At 69.8% G+C, this 18,174-nt stretch carries 16 protein-coding genes; 8 read left to right on the top strand and 8 right to left on the bottom strand.

From position 1 onward, the window contains the following. Nucleotides 1-6: 6 nt before the first annotated feature. Nucleotides 7-1,170 carry an ADP-forming succinate--CoA ligase subunit beta gene (sucC, locus tag Pmi06nite_RS24495; protein ID WP_203955450.1) on the bottom strand — a complete coding sequence of 388 codons (1,164 nt, stop codon included), beginning with the start codon at nt 1,168-1,170 and terminating at the stop codon, nt 7-9. Nucleotides 1,171-1,270: 100 nt separating this feature from the next. Between sucC and Pmi06nite_RS24490 the strand changes: the two genes are divergently transcribed. From Pmi06nite_RS24490 to Pmi06nite_RS24480, 3 genes are all read left to right on the top strand, one after another. Continuing rightward, nucleotides 1,271-2,572, top strand: a complete 1,302-nt coding sequence (locus Pmi06nite_RS24490; protein WP_203955449.1) for an MFS transporter — start codon at nt 1,271-1,273, stop codon at nt 2,570-2,572. A 119-nt stretch (nt 2,573-2,691) separates the two neighbouring features. Further along, nucleotides 2,692-3,429, top strand: coding sequence for a GntR family transcriptional regulator (locus tag Pmi06nite_RS24485; protein WP_203955448.1), 738 nt, complete (start codon nt 2,692-2,694; stop codon nt 3,427-3,429). A gap of 410 nt (nt 3,430-3,839) precedes the next feature. Further along, complete coding sequence (locus Pmi06nite_RS24480; RefSeq protein ID WP_203955447.1) at nt 3,840-4,019, top strand: hypothetical protein; 180 nt, start codon at nt 3,840-3,842, stop codon at nt 4,017-4,019. A 58-nt stretch (nt 4,020-4,077) separates the two neighbouring features. Here the strand turns inward: Pmi06nite_RS24480 and Pmi06nite_RS24475 are convergent, their stop codons facing one another. The 7 genes from Pmi06nite_RS24475 to Pmi06nite_RS24445 all read right to left on the bottom strand — a co-directional run bounded on the left by Pmi06nite_RS24475 (nt 4,078) and on the right by Pmi06nite_RS24445 (nt 13,610). Beyond that, complete coding sequence (locus tag Pmi06nite_RS24475; RefSeq protein ID WP_203955446.1) at nt 4,078-5,064, bottom strand: TerC family protein; 987 nt, start codon at nt 5,062-5,064, stop codon at nt 4,078-4,080. Beyond that, nucleotides 5,061-5,600: a hypothetical protein gene (locus Pmi06nite_RS24470; protein ID WP_203955445.1), complete on the bottom strand. Its 540-nt coding sequence runs from the start codon at nt 5,598-5,600 to the stop codon at nt 5,061-5,063. Before Pmi06nite_RS24470 ends, Pmi06nite_RS24475 begins: the two co-directional genes overlap by 4 nt. Beyond that, nucleotides 5,600-7,105: an Nramp family divalent metal transporter gene (locus tag Pmi06nite_RS24465; protein WP_203955444.1), complete on the bottom strand. Its 1,506-nt coding sequence runs from the start codon at nt 7,103-7,105 to the stop codon at nt 5,600-5,602. Before Pmi06nite_RS24465 ends, Pmi06nite_RS24470 begins: the two co-directional genes overlap by 1 nt. A 75-nt stretch (nt 7,106-7,180) precedes the next feature. Continuing rightward, complete coding sequence (locus tag Pmi06nite_RS24460) at nt 7,181-9,325, bottom strand: acetate--CoA ligase family protein (protein WP_203955443.1); 2,145 nt, start codon at nt 9,323-9,325, stop codon at nt 7,181-7,183. After that, nucleotides 9,325-10,551, bottom strand: a complete 1,227-nt coding sequence (frc, locus tag Pmi06nite_RS24455; protein WP_203955442.1) for a formyl-CoA transferase — start codon at nt 10,549-10,551, stop codon at nt 9,325-9,327. Before frc ends, Pmi06nite_RS24460 begins: the two co-directional genes overlap by 1 nt. A gap of 9 nt (nt 10,552-10,560) precedes the next feature. Then, on the bottom strand, nt 10,561-12,246 hold the full coding sequence (locus Pmi06nite_RS24450) for a thiamine pyrophosphate-binding protein (protein WP_203955441.1): 1,686 nt from the start codon (nt 12,244-12,246) through the stop codon (nt 10,561-10,563). Between the two features lie 122 nt (nt 12,247-12,368). Beyond that, the gene (locus Pmi06nite_RS24445; RefSeq protein WP_203955440.1) at nt 12,369-13,610 is read right to left on the bottom strand and encodes a molybdopterin molybdotransferase MoeA; all 1,242 of its coding nucleotides are present in this window, start codon (nt 13,608-13,610) and stop codon (nt 12,369-12,371) included. Nucleotides 13,611-13,681: 71 nt separating this feature from the next. Here Pmi06nite_RS24445 and Pmi06nite_RS24440 point away from each other — a divergent pair, with 71 nt between their 5' ends. The 5 genes from Pmi06nite_RS24440 to Pmi06nite_RS24420 all read left to right on the top strand — a co-directional run bounded on the left by Pmi06nite_RS24440 (nt 13,682) and on the right by Pmi06nite_RS24420 (nt 18,171). Further along, a complete protein-coding gene (locus Pmi06nite_RS24440; RefSeq protein WP_203955439.1) occupies nt 13,682-14,686 on the top strand; it encodes a 2-dehydropantoate 2-reductase in 1,005 nt (334 codons plus the stop codon). Nucleotides 14,687-14,771: 85 nt separating this feature from the next. After that, on the top strand, nt 14,772-15,605 hold the full coding sequence (gene fdhD, locus Pmi06nite_RS24435; RefSeq protein WP_203955438.1) for a formate dehydrogenase accessory sulfurtransferase FdhD: 834 nt from the start codon (nt 14,772-14,774) through the stop codon (nt 15,603-15,605). A gap of 50 nt (nt 15,606-15,655) precedes the next feature. After that, the gene (locus tag Pmi06nite_RS24430; protein ID WP_275409599.1) at nt 15,656-15,970 is read left to right on the top strand and encodes an ArsR/SmtB family transcription factor; all 315 of its coding nucleotides are present in this window, start codon (nt 15,656-15,658) and stop codon (nt 15,968-15,970) included. Then, nucleotides 15,970-16,494, top strand: coding sequence for an SRPBCC family protein (locus tag Pmi06nite_RS24425; RefSeq protein ID WP_203955437.1), 525 nt, complete (start codon nt 15,970-15,972; stop codon nt 16,492-16,494). Before Pmi06nite_RS24430 ends, Pmi06nite_RS24425 begins: the two co-directional genes overlap by 1 nt. A gap of 210 nt (nt 16,495-16,704) precedes the next feature. After that, entirely contained in the window at nt 16,705-18,171 is a 1,467-nt protein-coding gene (locus Pmi06nite_RS24420; protein WP_203955436.1) for an SDR family oxidoreductase, read from the top strand. The last annotated feature ends 3 nt before the right edge of the window (nt 18,172-18,174 follow it).

Raw genomic sequence — 18,174 nt, 5'->3', positions numbered from 1 at the left:
CGGAGCTCACACGGCGGCCAGCTCCGCGACGAGCTCGGCGGCGCCGTCCATGGTGGTGACCACGCGGACCATCGGATGTCCCGCGTCGCTGAGGATCTCGCGGCCCAGCTCGGCGTTGTTGCCGTCCAGCCGGACCACGATCGGGCACCGCGCGCCCTGCTCTCCGAGGACCTCGAGAGCGGTGACGATGCCGTTGGCGACCGCGTCGCACGCCGTGATCCCACCGAAGACGTTGACCAGCACCGCCCGGACGTCGGGGTCGGACAGGATGATCTCCAGCCCGTCGGCCATCACCTGGGCCGAAGCCCCGCCTCCGATGTCGAGGAAGTTGGCCGGCCGTACGCCGTCGAACCGCTCGCCCGCGTAGGCCACGACGTCGAGCGTGCTCATGACGAGCCCGGCTCCGTTGCCGATGACGCCGACCTGGCCCTCGAGCTTCACGTAGTTGAGGTGCTTGGCACGCGCCCTCGCCTCGAGGCCGCCGTCGTCGGAGCCGTCGGCGAAGGCCGCGAGGTCGTGGCGGAACGCGGCGTTGTCGTCGAGGGTGATCTTCCCGTCGAGCGCGAGGACCCTGCGGTCCGAGGTGCAGGCGAGCGGGTTCACCTCGACCATCAGCGCGTCCTCCTCGACCAGGACCTCCCACAGGCGGACGAGCGTGGCGGCCACCGCGTCCTGGACGTCCTCGGGCAGGCCTGCGCGAGAGGCCAGCAGGCGGGCGGTCTCGAGGTCGACACCGGACGCGGCGTCGATCGGGATCCGGACCAGCGCCTCGGGCTTGGTCGCCGCCACCTCTTCGATGTCCATCCCGCCCTCGCTGGACACCATGGCCAGCAGCGTGCGCTCGGCCCGGTCGACGAGATAGGCCGCGTAGTACTCCTCGAAGCCGCCCGTGGCCTTCTCGACGAGCACGGTGTGGGCGGTGTGTCCCTTGATGTCCATCCCGAGGATCCGCCGTGCCTCGTCTTCGGCGGCCGAGGGACCGGGCGCGAGCCGCACTCCGCCCGCCTTCCCCCGGCCGCCTGTCTTCACCTGGGCCTTGATGACCACCGGGGCCTTCAGCTCCGTCGCGATCGTGCGGGCCTCCTGGGGGGTGGCCGCGACCTGGCCCGGCGGAACCGATATCCCGTGCCGGGCGAACAGCTCCTTGGCCTGGTACTCGTACAGGTCCATGGGGGGTCTCCTTCAAGAGGGCTCGTAGACTGTATACCGTATGGAATCGACTTGGTCCAGGGTCTCGACAGCCGCTCAGTTCCGGGATATTCCATACAGTATGGAGAAGCCAAACGTCGTCCGAGACTGGCAGGGCCGCGCCTATCTCGTCGGCGAATCGCCGCACGACCTGATCAGTCGACCGAGGTCATGGATGCTCTGGCTGCCGTGGGCCGCCATGATCGCGATCGCCCCCCTGCAGTACGGCTACGCGGCGGCCGTGCCGGGACTGCTCGGCCCCGGAGACCGGTCCGTCGCCGGAGTCCTCGGGCCGCTGGCCGTCTGGATCGTCTGCCAGGCCGTCGTCGCCTATCCCACGGCGTATCTGGTGCGCGGCGGCCGACTCGGTGTGCGCGCCGCCCTCGGCGCGGGCGCCGTGCTGACCGGCACGGCCCTGCTCACCCTGGCCCTCGCCGACGGCGCCGCGATGATCCTGGCCGGGTACGCCCTGCTCGGCGGGGCGGGCGCCGGGCTGGTCTACGGCGTGTGCACCGAGGTCGTCGCCCGGTGGTTCCCGGAGCGCCCGGGCACTCAGGTGGCCTTCGCGACCGGCGCGTTCGCCTACGGCGCCGCGCCCCTCGCCGTGGTCGCCGGCGCCGGTCCCGATCATCTCGGTGTCGCGTTCGGCGTCTCGGCCGTCGTGGCGGTCGCCGCCATCGGCCTCGCCGCCCGGTTCGTACGGCTCCCGCCTCCGCGCTGGTGGCCCTCCCACGTCGATCCGCGTGATCACGCGCTCGACAGCCTGGCGCTGCGCAGGACTCCCCCGGCGCTGCGGGAGTTCTCCACGGGCCAGGCGCTGCGGACGGGGGCCCTGTCCAGCCTGGTGGCGATCCTCGTCCTGGCCGGTGCGGTGTCCATCTTCGACGTCGTCGTCCTGGCCACGCTGGAGGCGCCGGCGTCGTGGCTCGCCCTCACCCTTCTCATCGCCCTGAACGGGGCCGGCCGGGCCTGCGCGATGCTCGCCTCCGAGCGGTTCGGCCGCAGGCGCGTGCTCAGCGCCGTGCTGGCCCTGCTGGCCGTGGGACAACCGCTGTTCGCCGCGGGGGCGACCTCGGGCTCCGCCGCCCTGATCTTCGTGGCGGCGGTCTTCGCGGGGCTGGGCGGCGGCGCGTTCTACCCGCTCATCGCGAGCCTCGTCCGGGAGTTCTTCGGTCAGGAGCGAACGGCCGAGATCCATGGGGTGGTCTACAGCACCAAGGCCGTGGCGGGGGTCGTCGGCGTCGGCCTCGCCTATGCGGCGCTCACGTCCGGGAGCCAGGCGACGGTCTTCGTGGGAATGACGATGGCCGCGGTGCTGTCGCTGGTGGTGAGTCATCGTCTGCGCCGTCCTGGATGTCCGGCGACACTGCCGGCGGGCATGTGATTGGCTTCACAGACGGGCGGCAAGCGTTCAACTGTATGCTGTAGGCGGTCTACGAGAAACAGTGACGGGATATATATGGCATTCGGCCACTCCTGTCGCGTCATTCTGGAGTGATGGACATGTTGCGGACGGAATTGGCGAACCAGGGAGCCGCTCCCAAGATCGCGCGGCCCGTACCGCTGCGGGAGAGCGTATTCGAGGCGCTCCTCGAACTCATCCTCACCGGCCATCTCAAGCCCGGGCAACACCTGGCGGAAAGCGAACTCGCCGGCCTTCTCGGCGTTTCCCGGCAGCCGATCAGAGAGGCCCTGCAGCTGCTCAGCGGAGAGGGCTGGGTCGATCTCCACCCCGGTCACGGCGCGTTCGTCCACGCGCCGACCGTGGAGGAGGCGGATCAGCTCCTCGCCGTGCGCACGCTGCTGGAGACCGAGTCGGCCAAGCTGGCCGCCCGTCATTCGACCCCCGACGGCGTCCAGCGCCTTCGTGCGCTGTGCGTCCGCGGTCTCGCCGCGGTGGACGCCGACGACGTCGACACGTCGGTCGCGATCAACTCCGAGTTGCACGCCGCGATCACCGAGCTCTCCGGCAACAAGGTGCTGGCTGAGCTGGCCTCCCTGGTGTCCCGGCGGGTCCGGTGGTACCACACGCCTGTGGCGCGCAAGCGGGGCAGGGACTCCTGGAGCGAGCACGCCGAGTTGGTCGACGCCATCGCCGCGGCCGACGAGGACCGCGCGGCCGAGATCATGCGCAAGCACACCGAGCACACGCGCGACTCCTACCTGGAGCAGCGCGAGGCCGAGCCGATCGAGTCGGCGCCGGAGCCCACGCGGCGCCGCCGGCCGCGTTCTCCCAAGTGAAAGACCGGAAAAGGGCTTACTGAAAGACATTCATACCTGACGCGTTTCCCCGGAAACACGTCAGGCGGGTCATTGATGCGCGCCGCGGGCGAACAGGCGAATAAGGCCCCCGCTTTCGTGGCCGGCTCCGCCCGGCGGACGACCCAGGCGTGCCCGCAGAATTGGCATCCCAGATCTGCCTCCTGGGATGGCGTATCGGATTCTCGGAATTGACATGGAATTCACGAAGGCTCCGTTTGGTTGAAACACCTCGGGTAGAGAATTTCAATGGCACCGAAATTGTGGCCCGCCGAAGCCCCGGCGGCCGCGGACGCAGAGCGTTCGACCAGGCCTGAGCCGCAGGGATCGAGAGTGGGAACACGTCTCGGACATCAGACCGGGCACGGAGAGATCAAGGAAGGAAGAATTCGATGAAAACGCTTCTGGACAGATTCCGCGCACTCCTCCAAGAGCCGGCGGGACATCCGGCGGACGGCCGGATGATCGGCGTCGGGCTTGCGGCCGCCATGCGCAAGCACGGCTCGGCCGACGGCGTGGAGCGCTACCTCGAGGACTGGGCCGGCGACCACAGGATCGACGTCTCCCCATGACCAATGGGCAGGAGGCTCCGGAGTGGAGGCCTCCCGCCCATGGCCGCGGTTGCGTCGATCAGGTGTCCACGGACACCTGATCCCGTTCCACGTCGACGTCCTTCCTGCGATCGATGCGCGACTTCAGCAGGCTGGCGACCGTGGTGAGGGCCAGCGTGCCGATGATGACGCCGAGGGACGCCACGATGGGCACCTCGGGCGCCCAGGAGACGCCGTCGTGGTGGAGGGCCTCCATCACGAGTTTCACGCCGATGAAGGCGAGGACCACCGCCAGGCCCTTGTTGAGGTAGACCAGACGCTCCAGCAGTCCTCCCACGAGGAAGAACAGCTGGCGCAGGCCCATCAGGGCGAAGACGTTGGCCGTGAACACGATGTAGGGCTCCTTCGTCAGGCCGAAGATGGCCGGGATGGAGTCCAGGGCGAACAGGAGATCGGAGGTCCCGATCGCCACCATCACGATCAGCATCGGGGTGACGAGCCTGCGCCCGTCGATCCGCGTCGTCATCGCGGCACCGTGGTAGGTGTCGGTGGACGGCACGAGCCGCTTGACCGTGCGGAGGGCGAGGTTCTCCGAGAAGTCGGCCTCCTCTTCCTTCTCAGTGATCAGCTTGTACGCGGTGTAGGCGAGGAAGGCTCCGAAGATGTAGAAGAGCCAGTCGAACCGTGTGATCGCCTCCGCGCCCACCGCGATGAAGGCGCCCCTCATGCCGAGTGCCAGCACGATTCCCGTCATGAGCACCTTCTGCCGATACCTGTGGGGTACGGAGAAGCGGCTCATGATGATCAGGAAGACGAACAGGTTGTCGACGCTGAGGGAGTACTCCGTGATCCAGCCGGCGAAGAACTCGCCGCCGTGTGTCGGGCCGGCGACGAACACCATGCCCAGGCCGAAGATCACCGCGAGCAGGACGTAGAAGGACACCCACCAGACACACTCACGGAACGACGGCTGCCGCGGATTGCGTGAGATGAGGTAGAAGTCGATGGCGAACATGGACAGGAAGCCGCCGACCGTGACCAGCCACACCCACACGGGCAGGTTCATCGTGCTCCTTTCTCACGGCGCCTGAACGCCCGCCTCTGCTCCCGCGCCCGCCAGAGGGTCTCAGCGTGAGCGACGTAGCGGCCGAGCAGCTCGTGCGCCATCGGATTGCGATCCGCGACACGCATGAGCCAGTACGGCGCCAGGCGCTCGTGCAGCCAGACGAAGCCGATCGCGAAGCCGAGGCTGACGACCGCCTGGAAGGCCAGGAAGGCCGGCAGGTCGTCCGACAGCGCGACCCGGCCGAAGACGACCTGGCTCGTAACCGTCTCCTGGACGAGCCGGCCGAGTGGGAAGCCGACCAGCCAGTAGACCCCGGCCGGGGCGAACACGCCGGGCTGGAACAGGTTCCGGCCGAGCAGCATGCCGTACCCCGCTCCGAGCAGGCCGAGAGGAACGGCCAGTGACAGCGCGGAGACCAGCGCCCAGGTCGCGGAGTTTCCCGCGACCAGGGTCAGCCCGCCGGCCATGGCGCCCGCGACGAGCCCGATGAGCAGTCCGGGCAGGGCGACCTCTGCTTGTGATCGGGCGCGATCCATCAGTCGAGCACCACGCCGTACTTGAAGAGGCTGTAGAACAACATCCCGAGGTAGAACACCGCGCCGAACCCGATGATCAGGTTCGTGTACAGCTTGGGCCGGATCGGTTTGGGCAACATCCGGTTGTTCACCAGCAGGAGGGTGACGCAGTAGGCGCCCATGGCGAACGTCGACAGGAACGCGAGCGTGTCGAGGATCGCTCCGGGGCCGTCCGCGGGCCCGAACAGCAGGATGAGGATGCCGAAGACGATCACGCCCCACAGGAAGCCGGCGTAGAGCTTGGAGATGCCGAACTTCTTGGCGCCGGGCACGAAGTGGTAGCTCATGTCCGCCTGCCCCCGGGAGAAGGAGTCGAACAGGCCCAGCGTGGCGTTGAGACCGATCAGCGCGATGAAGCCGAGGAAGACCGCACCGAGCACCGAGCTGCCGGCGGAGGCGAAGGAGTCGGACATCGCGTTGAGCGACGCCTCCCTGTCACCGGCGAGGATCAGCTCCTTGACGTTCGAGTTCTGCCGTGACGCCGCCTGGGCGAGCACGGTGAACGAGACCGTCACCAGCATCGTGATGCCCCAGAAGAGCAGGAAGGCGTCGAAGGTGACCCAGCGCCGCCAGCCCTTCCACTTGCGCATCTCCTCGGGGTTGTCGGTGTCGAACATGAAGCCACGCGAGGGCATGGCCTCCTCTTCACCGGCGTGCCGCAACCCGCGGATCTTCGGGATGTGGGCGCCCATGCCGGCCCCGGAGTCGCGCAGGTGCAGGGTGTACCACATCTGCTGCATCCCCGAGGGACCGGCGAAGGCGATCGAGCCGACGATGACGGGGAACCACGTCGGGGACAGCGCCTCATCCGGAATGTAGCCGAAGGCGAACATGCCGGTGATCGTGCTGGACAGGTCCGACCAACTGCCCACCATCGCCGCGATGATCGCGGTTCCGATGACCAGCACGCCGATGAGGATCGACAACACGTTCTCGAGCAGGTTGTAGATCACCTTGGCCAGGCTGAACACGATGCCGACCAGGACGAGCCCGACGCAGGCCGTGACCACCCAGGGTATTCCGGTGATCTTCTCGAAGGCCGCGGCACCCGCTGACAGGTGCCCCGGCCAGATGTAGACCAGGATCGCCACCGTGAAGAAGAACCACATGAGCGGCTTGAAGACGCGGGCCGCGCCGAAGAAGATGCTCTCCCCCGTGGCCATCGCGTATCGGGCCATCTCCAGCATGACCACGGCCTGGAGGGTGACGCCGATGAGGAAGAGCCAACGGATCTCGGGCCCGAAGAGTAGAACCAGCCGGGGCCACATGTAGGACTCGCCCATGCCCACGCCCAGCGCGACCAGGAACACGGTCGGGCCGAGGATGTGCACCGAGGGAGGCGCGTCGGGTAATGACCGGATGGGCATCGGCTCGAGCCGGCCCGCTTTCCATACTCGTTCGTCCTGCACCGGCGAGACGCCGGTCTGGCCGGCTCCCGACGTCGCCGGTGTTTTGGATGTCTCCACCTAAATCCTCCTGGGGAGTTGATCACTTCTAGGGCAGCCTTGAACGCCCCCTCACTCGCCCCGAAAGCGGCCGGCTCAGCCGCTCAGCAGTCCCGCGGCCCTGGCCCAGCGATATTTCGCGCCGAGCACGGCCACCGGCTTCTCGGTCGTGTATGGATAAGCCACCACGCCGTGGTCGAACAGGTACTCGCATGCCTCCTCTACTTCCGTGTCGCCCGCGAGCGACGCGACCACCGGCTTCGTGTTGCCCTTCGCGCGCTCGTCCGCCACCACGCGGGCGATGAGCTCGGCGAAGACCATTGGGGGGGTCACGATGGTGTGCCAGTAGCCGAGGACCAGTGCGTGGATCCGCGGATCGGACAGGCCGAGTCTCACGGTGTTCTCGTAGGTGCTTGGTGGCTCACCTCCGGTGATGTCGATCGGGTTTCCCGCCGCCCCGAAGGGGGGGATGTAGGCGCGGAAGGCCTCGTCGAGATCCGGGGGGATCTCCATGAGCGTGAGGCCGTTGTCCACGCAGGCGTCGGAGAGCAGCACGCCCGAGCCGCCGGCTCCGGTGATGATGACGACGTTCTCGCCCTGCGGAGTGGGCATCAGCGGCAACGAGCGGGCGTACTCGAGCATGTCGTTCAGCCCGGGCGCCCGGACGACGCCGGCCTGGCGGAGGATGTCGTCGTAGACCTTGTCGTCGCCGGCCAGCGCGCCCGTGTGCGACCCGGCCGCTCTCGCCCCCATGGCGGTGCGGCCGGCCTTCAGCACGATCACCGGTTTGGTCTTCACCACCCGCTGGACGGCGTCGAAGAAGCCGCGCCCGTCCTTGAGGTCCTCCAGGTGCATGGCGACACAGCGGGTGTTGTCGTCCTGCTCGAAGAAGGTGAGCAGGTCGTCCTCGTCGACGTCCGCCTTGTTGCCGACGCCGACGATCGCGGAGACGCCCATCTTGGTGGTGCGGCTGAAGCCCAGGATGGCCATGCCGATGCCGCCGCTCTGCGAGGTCAGGGCGACGCTGCCCTTCACGTCGTACGGCGTGCAGAACGTCGCGCAGAGGTTCTCCGGCGTGTAGTAGTAGCCGTAGATGTTGGGCCCGAGCATGCGGACGCCGTGCCTGCGGGCGATCTCGACGATCTCCTGCTGGCCCTCGACGTTGCCGGTCTCGGCGAAGCCCGAGGGGATCATGATCGCCCCGGCGACGCCCTTGCGGCCGGCCTCCTCCAGGGCGGCGGCCACGAACTTCGCCGGGATGGCGAACACGGCGACGTCGACGTCGCCGGGGACGTCGGCGATGCTGGGGTAGGCGGGCAGGCCGAGGATCTCCGGCGCCTTCGGGTTGATCGGGTAGATGTGGCCCTGGTAGCCGCCGTTGATGAGGTTCCGCATGACCGAGTTGCCGATCTTCCCGGTCTCCCCCGACGCGCCGATCACGGCCACCGACCGGGGCTTGAAGATCCGGTTCATGGAGGCGAGGATCTGGTCGCGCGGGAGCCGTACGGGCTCGACGACCGGCCCGGCGGCCAGCAGGATGCGCACGTCGGCGGCGATGGCGCCCTCGGCGGTCGCGAAGACGGGGTTGAGGTCCACCTCGGTGATCTCGGGGAAGTCGCTGACGAGGGCGCCGACCCGCTCGATCATCGCCGCGAGCGCGGCCCGGTCGGCGGGAGCGGCTCCGCGGGCGCCCTTCAGGACCTCGGCCGCCTTGATGTCGTCGAGCATCCTGGTGGCCTCATCCCCGGAGAGCGGGGCGAGACGGAAGGTCACGTCCTTGATGACCTCGACGAGCACGCCGCCGAGGCCGAAGGCGACGACCTTGCCGAAAGTGGGGTCGGTGACCGCACCGATGATCACCTCGTGGCCGCCGCCGACCATCTGCTGCACCTGGACGCCGTCGATCGCCGCGTCGGCGTTGTAGGCGCCGGCGGCGGCCATGATCTGCGCGTAGCCCTCGCGGACCGCCTCGGGCGTGGCGAGCCCGACGAGCACGCCGCCGGCCTCGGTCTTGTGCAGGATGTCCGGGGAGACGATCTTGAGCACGACGGGGAGGCCGATCTCGGCGGCGAGCGCCGCCGCCTCGTCCGCGGAGGTCGCGAGGCCCTCGCCGGGGGTGGTGATGCCGTACGCGTCGCAGATCCGCTTGCCCTCCGGGGCGGTCAGGCCGGTACGGCCCTCGGCCCTCGCCTTGTCCAGAACCTCGCGCACCGCCTGGGGGTCGGGGGTGACGTTCGGCATCAGATGACTCCGTTCGACTTCAGCTCGGCGAGCTCCTCGGCGGTGACGCCGAGGCTCGCGTAGATCTCCTGGTTGTGCTCGCCGAGAAGCGGCGGGGTGGTCACGTCGACCGGGGAGTCCGACAGGTGCAGGGGGCTGCCCACCGTCGAGAAGACGCCGCGCTCGGGATGATCGACGTCGACGATGATGCCCTCGGCCCTCAGCGAGTCGTCCTCGATGAGCTCCTTGGTCGACAGGATCGGGCCGCAGGGGATGTTCTCGGCGTTCAGCGCGTCGAGCACCGCCCACTTGCCGTGCAGACTCGTCCACTCCTCGATCAGCTGGAACATCTTGTCCAGCTTGGGCAGACGGGCCGCGGGCGTGGACCACTCGGGGTCGTCGGCGAGCTCGGGGCGGCCGATGATCCGGGCCAGGGGGGCCCAGCCGGGAGGCTGCACGATCACGTAGATGTAGTCGTTGGGCCCGCCGGGGGCGCACTTGACCGCCCATCCCGGCTGACCGCCTCCTGAGGCGTTGCCCGAGCGGGGGACGTCGTCGCCGAAGGTCCGGTTGGGATACTCGGCGAGCCCCCCGTGGGCGAGGCGCTGCTGGTCGCGCAGCTTGACCCGGCACAGGTTCAGCACGGCGTGCTGCATCGCGACCTGGACCCGCTGGCCGCGGCCCGTCTGGGTGCGCTGGTAGAGGGCGGCGAGGATGCCGGCCACCGTGTGGATCCCGGTGCCCGAGTCGCCGATCTGGGCGCCCGTCGCGAGCGGCGGGCCGTCCTCGAAGCCGGTGGTGCTCATCGAGCCGCCCATCGCCTGGGCGACCACCTCGTAGGCCTTGAAGTCGGCGTACCGCCCGGGGCCGAAGCCCTTGATGGAGGCGTAGATCAGCCGCGGATTGAGCTCCTGGAGCCGCTCCCAGGTGAAGCCCATGCGGTCGACGGCACCCGGACCGAAGTTCTCCACGAGGATGTCCGCGTCGCGCACGAGCTCCGTGAAGATCTCTTTCCCCCGCTCGCTCTTCATGTTGAGCGTGATGCTCTTCTTGTTGCAGTTGAGCATGGTGAAGTAGAGGCTGTCCACGCCCGGGACGTCCCGTAGTTGCTGCCGGGTGATGTCGCCCGTGGGCGACTCGAGCTTGACGACGTCGGCCCCGAGCCAGCCGAGGAGCTGGGTGCAGGAGGGGCCGGACTGGACGTGGGTCATGTCGAGGACGCGGACACCTTCGAGTGCGCTGCTCATCGAGGCCCCCTACTTGTACATGGTCTGGTTCATGGTCCCGGGGGCGTAGACCTCCGGGTCGACCCATACGTTGATCAGCGAGGGCTTGCCCGACTCGCGGGCCCGCTCCAGCGCCGGGCGGATGCCGGCCGGGTCGCGGACCTCCTCGCCGTACCCGCCGAGCATCCGGGCGAACTCGTCGTACCTGACGTCGCCCAGGGTGTTGCCGACGCGGCCCCGGGCCTCGCCGTACTTGGCGGCCTGGCCGTAGCGGATCTGGTTCATCGAGGAGTTGTTGCCGATGACCCCGATGAACGGCAGGTCGAAGCGGACCATCGTCTCGAAGTCCCACCCGGTCAGGCTGAAGGCGCCGTCGCCGAACAGGCACAGCACCTCCTTGTCCCGCTGGGCGAACTTCGCCGCCATCGCGAAGGCGACGCCGACGCCGAGGGTGCCGAGCGGGCCCGGGTCCATCCAGTGGCCCGGCGACTTGGGCTGGACGACCTGGCCGGAGAAGGTGACGATGTCGCCCCCGTCGCCGATGTAGATCGTGTCCTCGGTGAGGAACTCGTTGATCTCGTGGACGAGCCGGTAGGGGTCGATCGGCTGCGAGCCGGACAACTGCCGGGGCAGTCGCTTCTCGAACGCCTTGGTCTCGACCTCGCGCAGTTCCTCGATCCACTTCTTTCTGCGAGCGCTGCCGTTGTCCTCACGGCCGGTGGCCGCGGCGGCGGCCGCCGACAGCACGAGCCCGGCGTCGCCGACGATGCCGAGGTCGATGTCGCGGTTCTTGCCGACGGTGCGGTAGTCCAGGTCGATCTGGACCACCTTCGCGCTCGGGGAAAGGCGCTTGCCGTACCCCATGCGGAAGTCGAACGGCGTGCCGACGATGATGATGAGGTCGGCCTCGCTGAAGGCGTAGCGCCGGGACAGCTGGAAGTGGTGCGGGTCGCCGGGCGCCAGCGTGCCGCGGCCCGAGCCGTTCATGTACGCCGGGACGTTGAGCGCGCGGACGAAGTCGATGGCGTCGTTGGTCGCCCGGCAGGTCCAGACCTGGCTGCCCAGCAGGATCGCCGGCTTCTCCGAGTGGACGATCAGGTCGGCGAGGCGCTCGATCGCCGCCGGGTCGCCGGCCTGGCGGGTGGAGGCGCGGTAGCGCCCCGCCTCCGGGATGCGCGCCTTGGCCAGCGGGACCTTGGCGTCGAGCACGTCGCGCGGGATCTCCAGGAACGACGGCCCGGGGGCGCCGTTGTAGCACTCCCTGAAGGCCATCGACACGATGTCGGCCACCCGCTCCGTCGACGGCACCGTCGCGGCGAACTTGGTGATCGGCGTCATCATGTCCACATGCGGGAGGTCCTGCAGCGAGCCCATCTTGTGCTGGCTGAGCGCCCCCTGACCGCCGATGAGCAACATCGGGCTCTCGGCCCTGAAGGCGTTGGCCACGCCGGTCACGGCGTCGGTGGTGCCGGGGCCCGCGGTCACGACGGCGCAGCCGGGCTTTCCGGTGATGCGCGCGTAGCCGTCGGCGGCATGCGCGGCGACCTGCTCGTGCCGGACGTCGACGACCTCGATGCCCTCGTCAATGCAACCGTCGTAGATGTCGATGATGTGGCCGCCGCACAGCGTGAAGATCACATCGATCCCCTCCGCCTTGAGCGCCTTGGCCACCAGGTGACCGCCGGAGATCGTTTCCGGTACGGCATCCGCTGTCATCTGTGTTCGTCCTCTCGCTGTCGCGATTCTCGTTAACTCCATACTGCATACCGTATGTTGCAGGTGTACTCCGGTGTCCGGGCGATGTCCAGACCCTTTCGCCCGGGGGACCGGAGGACGTCTCAGCCGGGAAGGGCGAGCAACTCGACCTGACCGCCCTCCCACCTGGGCGGAACCACGGCCAGCGCGTCGGCCAGCGCCGCGCCCCACAACGACCCGGGACGGTCGTGCCCGACGGGGATCGCCCCCCGGGCCGAGCGGCGGACCGCCACCAGGCGGGTGTCCGACGGGTGCGCCGGCACCGGCCCGGCCAGCGAGGTGCGCTCGCCGCGGGCCTCCGGCAGGCCGAGCAGCCCGCGGATCGCCGGGACGAGCAGGGTGAGCGCCGCGGACAGGGCGGCGTAGGGATTGCCGGGCAGCCCCACGACGAGCCGGCCCCCTGGAAGGCGCGCGAGCAACTGCGGATGGCCCGGCCGTACGGCCACGCCGTCCACGAGGATGTCGGCGCCGAGCCGCGCCAGCACGGGCCGCAGGTGATCCGCCCGGCCTTTGGAGGACGCCCCGCAGACGGCCGTCACGTGCTCGAACCCGCCGTGTGCGGCGAGGGCCGCGGTCAGCGCGGCCTCGCCGTCCGGCACCCACCTCGACTCCCCCGCCGTCCCTCCCGCCCAGCCGATCAGGCCCGGCAGGAAGGGCCCGACCGCGTCGCGGACCCTCCCCTCCGCGGGCAGGCCGGAGCCCACCACCTCGTCTCCCGTGACCAGCACGGTGACATGGGGGCGCGGGCGGACCCGCAGGGTGTCGTGCCCGAGCGCGGCGGCGAGCCCGAGGACCACCGGCGTCACCGGCGTCCCGGCGGCCAGGACGGCGGTGCCCTCGGTGCACTCCTCGCCGCGGCGGCGGATGTGCCTGCCGGGCGGGGACTCCCCCGACACCTCGATCAGGGTCAGGTCGCGCCGCACGGCCGCCCCTTCGTACGGCAGCACCGACTCCGCGCCCTCGGGGACGGGGGCGCCGGTGGCGATCTCGACGGCCGTGCCCGGAAGCAGGACGCCCTCGTGCCGGGCCCGTCCCGCCAGCACCCGGCCGACGACCCCCCAGGGCGGGGGGCCCGCCACCGCGTAGCCGTCCATCGCGGACACCTCGTCACGGGGCAGGTCGACCAGGGCGCGCAACGGCTCCGCCAGACGGCACCCGGCGGTCCGCGGAAGGGGCAGGTCGGAAGGGGGAAGCGGGCGCACCGCCTGGGCCGCGATCCGCCGCGCGGTGTCCCACGGGACCGCGCCCCCGGGCCGGCCCCGTCTCGGCGGATCCGCCACGACCGCGGTCGATCCCCTTAACCGAACCCTGTCGGTGACGGTCATCAGCGGCTCCTTGACCTCAATTTTGCCATACTGTATACCGAATGCACAGTCGACGCGAGAACGGAGCAACTGTGAAGGTCGCTGTTCTTGGCGCCGGCGCCATCGGTGCGTATGTGGGGGCCGCCCTGCATACCGCCGGCGTCGAGGTGCATCTCATCGCCCGCGGGGCCCACCTTGCGGCCATGCGGGAGTCAGGCGTCCGCGTGCTGAGCCCCCGAGGGGACTTCACCGCCCACCCGCACACGACCGACGATCCGAGTGAGGTCGGCCCGGTCGACTTCGTCTTCCTCGGCCTCAAGGCCAACTCCTACGCCTCGTCCGATCACATGATCCGCCCGCTGCTCCACGAGGAGACGGGCATCGTCGCGGCGCAGAACGGCATCCCCTGGTGGTACTTCCACCGGCTTCCCGGCCCCTACGAGGGCTACCGCATCGAGAGCGTGGACCCGGGCGGCAGCGTGACGGCCGCGCTCCCCCTGGAGCGGGCCATCGGGTGCGTCGTCTACGCCGCCACCGAGATCGAGGAGCCGGGCGTGATCCGGCATCTGGAGGGCACCCGCTTCTCCATCGGCGAGCCGAGCGGGGAGTTGTCCTCCCGGTGCCTGTCGCTCAGCGAGGCCATGGTCGCCGGCGGGCTCAAGTGCCCCGTCGAGTCCGACCTGCGGCGCGACATCTGGGTGAAGCTGATGGGCAACATCGCCTTCAACCCGATCAGCGCCCTGACCAGGGCCACCATGGCCGGGATCTGCCGGCACCAGGGGACGCGCGACCTCGTCGTCGCGATGATGCGCGAGACCGTCGACGTGGCCAGACGCGTCGGCTGCGACCCGCACATCTCGATCGAGCGCCGCCTCGCCGGCGCGGAGAAGGCGGGTGAGCACAAGACCTCCACGCTCCAGGATCTGGAGAAGGGGAAACCACTGGAGCTGGACGTGATCCTCGCCGCCGTCGTGGAACTGGCCGACCTCACCGGCGCTTCGGTCCCCACCCTGCGGGCCATCCACTCGGTGACCGACCTGCTCGACGAGCAGGTGAGGCAGAGCCTTGTTCCGGTCGCATCAGCGGGAATGCCGTAGACCGCATACAGGACCGAGAAGGGACGGCACATGAAGGAACGCGCGGGACGCCGACTCGGGCTCCCCGTCCGGAGCGTCTCGCGCCATGGGTAGGGTCACCGTCCAGCGCCGCATCCTGCGGCTGCGCGACTCGGCCGCCACGCGCAAGATCGACGCGCTGGCGGCCGAGGAACCGCTGGAGATCCGGCTGAACGGGAGTCCGCTCACCATCACGATGCGGACTCCCGGCGACGACTTCGACCTCGCCGCGGGATTCCTCGTGAGCGAGGGGGTCATCGGCTCCGCGGAGGACGTCGACACCATCCGCTACTGCGCCGGGGCGACGGTGGACGGCGAGAACACCTACAACGTCCTCGATGTACGGCTCTCGCCCGGCGTCGCACCCCCGGCCATCTCCCTGGAGCGCAATTTCTACACCACCTCCTCCTGCGGGGTGTGCGGCAAGGCCTCGCTCGAAGCGGTCAACACCGTGGCCCGGTGGGAGGTCGCCGGCGATCCCGTGCGGCTGGAGCCCGCGCTGATCTCGACCCTGCCCGACCGGCTCAGATCCGCCCAGCGGGTGTTCGACCGGACCGGCGGTCTGCACGCGGCGGGGCTGTTCACGTCCTCGGGCGAGATGTTGTGCGTGCGCGAGGACGTCGGGCGGCACAACGCCGTCGACAAACTGCTGGGATGGGCGCTGCGCGGAGGCCGGCTCCCGCTGGCCTCCACGGTGCTGATGGTGTCGGGGCGCGCCTCGTTCGAGCTGGTGCAGAAGGCGGTCATGGGCGGCATCCCGGCGCTCGCCGCCGTCTCCGCTCCCTCGTCGCTGGCCGTCGAGCTCGCCGCGGAGCGGGGGCTGACGTTGCTGGGCTTCGTCCGCGGCACCTCCATGAACGTCTACGCCGGGGAGCACAGGATCACGCGGAAGGCCGCCTGAAAAAAGAATATGCCTTGCCAGGCATATTCCGGCTGTGGCATGTTAAGGGAGTGTCCGACGCGATCTGGTCCGTGCTGATCGACCCCAACCGCCGCGCGATGCTCGATCTGCTGCGCGAGCGTCCCCGCACGGTGGGCGAACTGGTCGATGAGCTCGACCTGACCCAGCCGACCACGTCCAAGCACCTGCGGGTGCTGCGTGACTCGGGCTTCGTGCGCGTCCACAAGGACGCGCAACGTCGCGTCTACGCCATCGACCCGGCTCCGCTCGCCGCGCTCGACGCGTGGCTCGCGCCGTACCGGCGGTTGTGGAACGACCGGCTCGACGCCCTCGGACATCACCTCGACACCACCAAGGAGCCCTGATGGACCGCGGAACGTTCATCCAGCACGAAGGCCGCCCCGCCGTGCGCTTCGAGCGCACCTACGCGCACCCGGTCGAGCGGATCTGGCAGGCCGTCGCGACCCCGGAGGGACTGGCCCACTGGTTCCCCTCCAGGGTCGAACTGGAGCCGCACACCGGAGGAAAGATCACTTTCTCCGACGATCCGAACACCGAGCCGACGGCCGGTACGATCCTGGCGTTCGAGCCGCCCCTGCGCCTGGCCTTCTCGTGGGGCGGCGACGAACTGCGCTTCGACCTCGAACCGGTCGACGCGCACCACTGCCGGCTCACCTTGATCAACGTCCTCGAGGCACGGGACACCGCCGCGCGCAACGCCGCCGGATGGTCGGTCTGCCTCGCCGAACTCGGCAAGCACCTGTCCGGCGCACCCGTGGACGGGCCGCACAGTGAGGCGGCCGAGCCGTGGCGGCCCCTCTACGACGAGTACGTGGCGTCGGGCATGCCGTACGGCGCGGCCATTCCGGGCGCTCCTTCCGGCGCCTGAACCAGAGGGATCCCGGGCCGGCCGAGCCGAGAACTCCGACCGGCGGACACCCCTCGATCCGCGCCGCCGCACGGTCACCCTCGGGCGACCGCGATTGACGCAAAGCGCTTTTCGCGAAAATGCGCGGAACCGGGTCCCATACCGGCGCATGCCCGTTGCGGCGAAGAGTCCTGTTCTGACCGGGTATGCATCCCTTCGGGGGTGGGGGCGATGACCCGGTGTCTGGTGACGGGGGCCACGGGCTACATCGGCGGAAGGCTCGTGCCGCAACTACTGGACGCCGGTTATGAGGTGCGGTGCATGGCCAGGGCCGCCGGCAGGCTGCGCGACCAGACCTGGCGCGACCGGGTGGAGGTCCGCGAGGCGGACGCGCTGATGCCCCGGCAGACCCGCGCCGCACTCGACGGCGTCGAGGTCGCCTACTACCTCATCCACACGATGGGATCGGGACGCGACTTCGCCAGGAGGGACCGGCGGGCGGCCGAGGTCTTCGCCGCCGCGGCAGAGGCGGCGGGCGTCCGGCGGATCGTCTACCTCGGCGGCCTCACCACGGCCACCAGGCCGTCGCCCCACATGCGCTCACGAGGAGAGGTCGAGCGGATCCTGCTCGCCTCGGGCGTCCCGACCATCGCGTTCCGCGCCGCGGTGATCATCGGCTCGGGGTCGGTGTCGTTCGAGATGTTGCGCCACCTCACCGAGCGACTGCCGATCATGACCACGCCCCGCTGGGTGCGCACGCTGACGCAGCCGATCGCGATCAGGGACGTGCTGCGCTACCTGGTGGCCGGCGCGGCACTGCCTGCCCAGGTGAGCCGGGCCTTCGACATCGGCGGCCCCGACGTCCTGTCCTACGCGGACATGATGCAGGGATACGCCGACGTCGCCGGCCTGCCTCCCCGAGTGATCATTCCCGTCCCGGTGCTCACCCCGCGGTTGTCGAGCTACTGGGTCGGGCTGGTCACTCCGGTGCCCGCCGGAGTCGCCCGGCCGCTCGTGGAGTCGCTCCGCAACGAGGCGATCTGCCACGAGCACGACATCACCCGATACGTCCCCGACCTGCCTGAAGGGCTGATCGGATTCCGTCAGGCCGTGGATCTGGCCCTCCGGCGGATCAAGGAGGCCGACGTCTCCACCCGCTGGTCGTCGGCCTCGACGCCGGGCGCGCCGAGCGACCCGCTTCCGACGGACCCCGACTGGGCGGGCGGCAGCCTCTACGTCGATGAGCGCAGCAAGGTCGTCGACGCCTCCCCTGGCGCGCTGTGGCAGGTCATCGAGGGTGTCGGCGGCGACAACGGGTGGTACTCCCTGCCCGTCGCCTGGCGGATCCGCGGGCTGCTGGACCGCCTCATGGGCGGGGTCGGCCTGCGCCGGGGCCGCCGCGACGCCCACAGGCTGCGCGTCGGGGACGCGGTCGACTTCTGGCGGGTGGAGGAGATCATCCCCGGGACGCTGCTCCGGCTGCGCGCCGAGATGCGGCTGCCCGGCCTGGCCTGGCTGGAGCTCGCCTGCCACGAGGAGGACGGACGGACGGTCTACCACCAGCGGGCGATCTTCCACCCGCACGGCCTGCTCGGCCACCTCTACTGGCGGGGCATCTCCCCCTTGCACGGCCTGATCTTCGGCCGCATGCCGGGCAACGTGGCCAGGGCCGCGGCGCGACTGCCGCACCCCGTCTGACGG

Origin of the sequence: Planotetraspora mira (assembly GCF_016863275.1) — a bacterium.
Taxonomy (GTDB): Bacteria; Actinomycetota; Actinomycetes; order Streptosporangiales; family Streptosporangiaceae; genus Planotetraspora; species Planotetraspora mira.
This window is presented reverse-complemented; position numbering and strand designations above follow the sequence as displayed.

Coding starts and splice junctions, on each gene's coding strand:
- Pmi06nite_RS24480 (WP_203955447.1), top strand. CDS start 3,840: ATGAAAACGCTTCTGGACAGATTCCGCGCACTCCTCCAAGAGCCGGCG.
- Pmi06nite_RS24460 (WP_203955443.1), bottom strand. CDS start 9,325: ATGCCGAACGTCACCCCCGACCCCCAGGCGGTGCGCGAGGTTCTGGAC.
- Pmi06nite_RS24485 (WP_203955448.1), top strand. CDS start 2,692: ATGTTGCGGACGGAATTGGCGAACCAGGGAGCCGCTCCCAAGATCGCG.
- Pmi06nite_RS24425 (WP_203955437.1), top strand. CDS start 15,970: ATGGACCGCGGAACGTTCATCCAGCACGAAGGCCGCCCCGCCGTGCGC.
- Pmi06nite_RS24445 (WP_203955440.1), bottom strand. CDS start 13,610: ATGACCGTCACCGACAGGGTTCGGTTAAGGGGATCGACCGCGGTCGTG.
- sucC (WP_203955450.1), bottom strand. CDS start 1,170: ATGGACCTGTACGAGTACCAGGCCAAGGAGCTGTTCGCCCGGCACGGG.
- fdhD (WP_203955438.1), top strand. CDS start 14,772: ATGGGTAGGGTCACCGTCCAGCGCCGCATCCTGCGGCTGCGCGACTCG.
- Pmi06nite_RS24490 (WP_203955449.1), top strand. CDS start 1,271: ATGGAGAAGCCAAACGTCGTCCGAGACTGGCAGGGCCGCGCCTATCTC.
- Pmi06nite_RS24420 (WP_203955436.1), top strand. CDS start 16,705: ATGACCCGGTGTCTGGTGACGGGGGCCACGGGCTACATCGGCGGAAGG.
- frc (WP_203955442.1), bottom strand. CDS start 10,551: ATGAGCAGCGCACTCGAAGGTGTCCGCGTCCTCGACATGACCCACGTC.
- Pmi06nite_RS24450 (WP_203955441.1), bottom strand. CDS start 12,246: ATGACAGCGGATGCCGTACCGGAAACGATCTCCGGCGGTCACCTGGTG.
- Pmi06nite_RS24470 (WP_203955445.1), bottom strand. CDS start 5,600: ATGGATCGCGCCCGATCACAAGCAGAGGTCGCCCTGCCCGGACTGCTC.
- Pmi06nite_RS24475 (WP_203955446.1), bottom strand. CDS start 5,064: ATGAACCTGCCCGTGTGGGTGTGGCTGGTCACGGTCGGCGGCTTCCTG.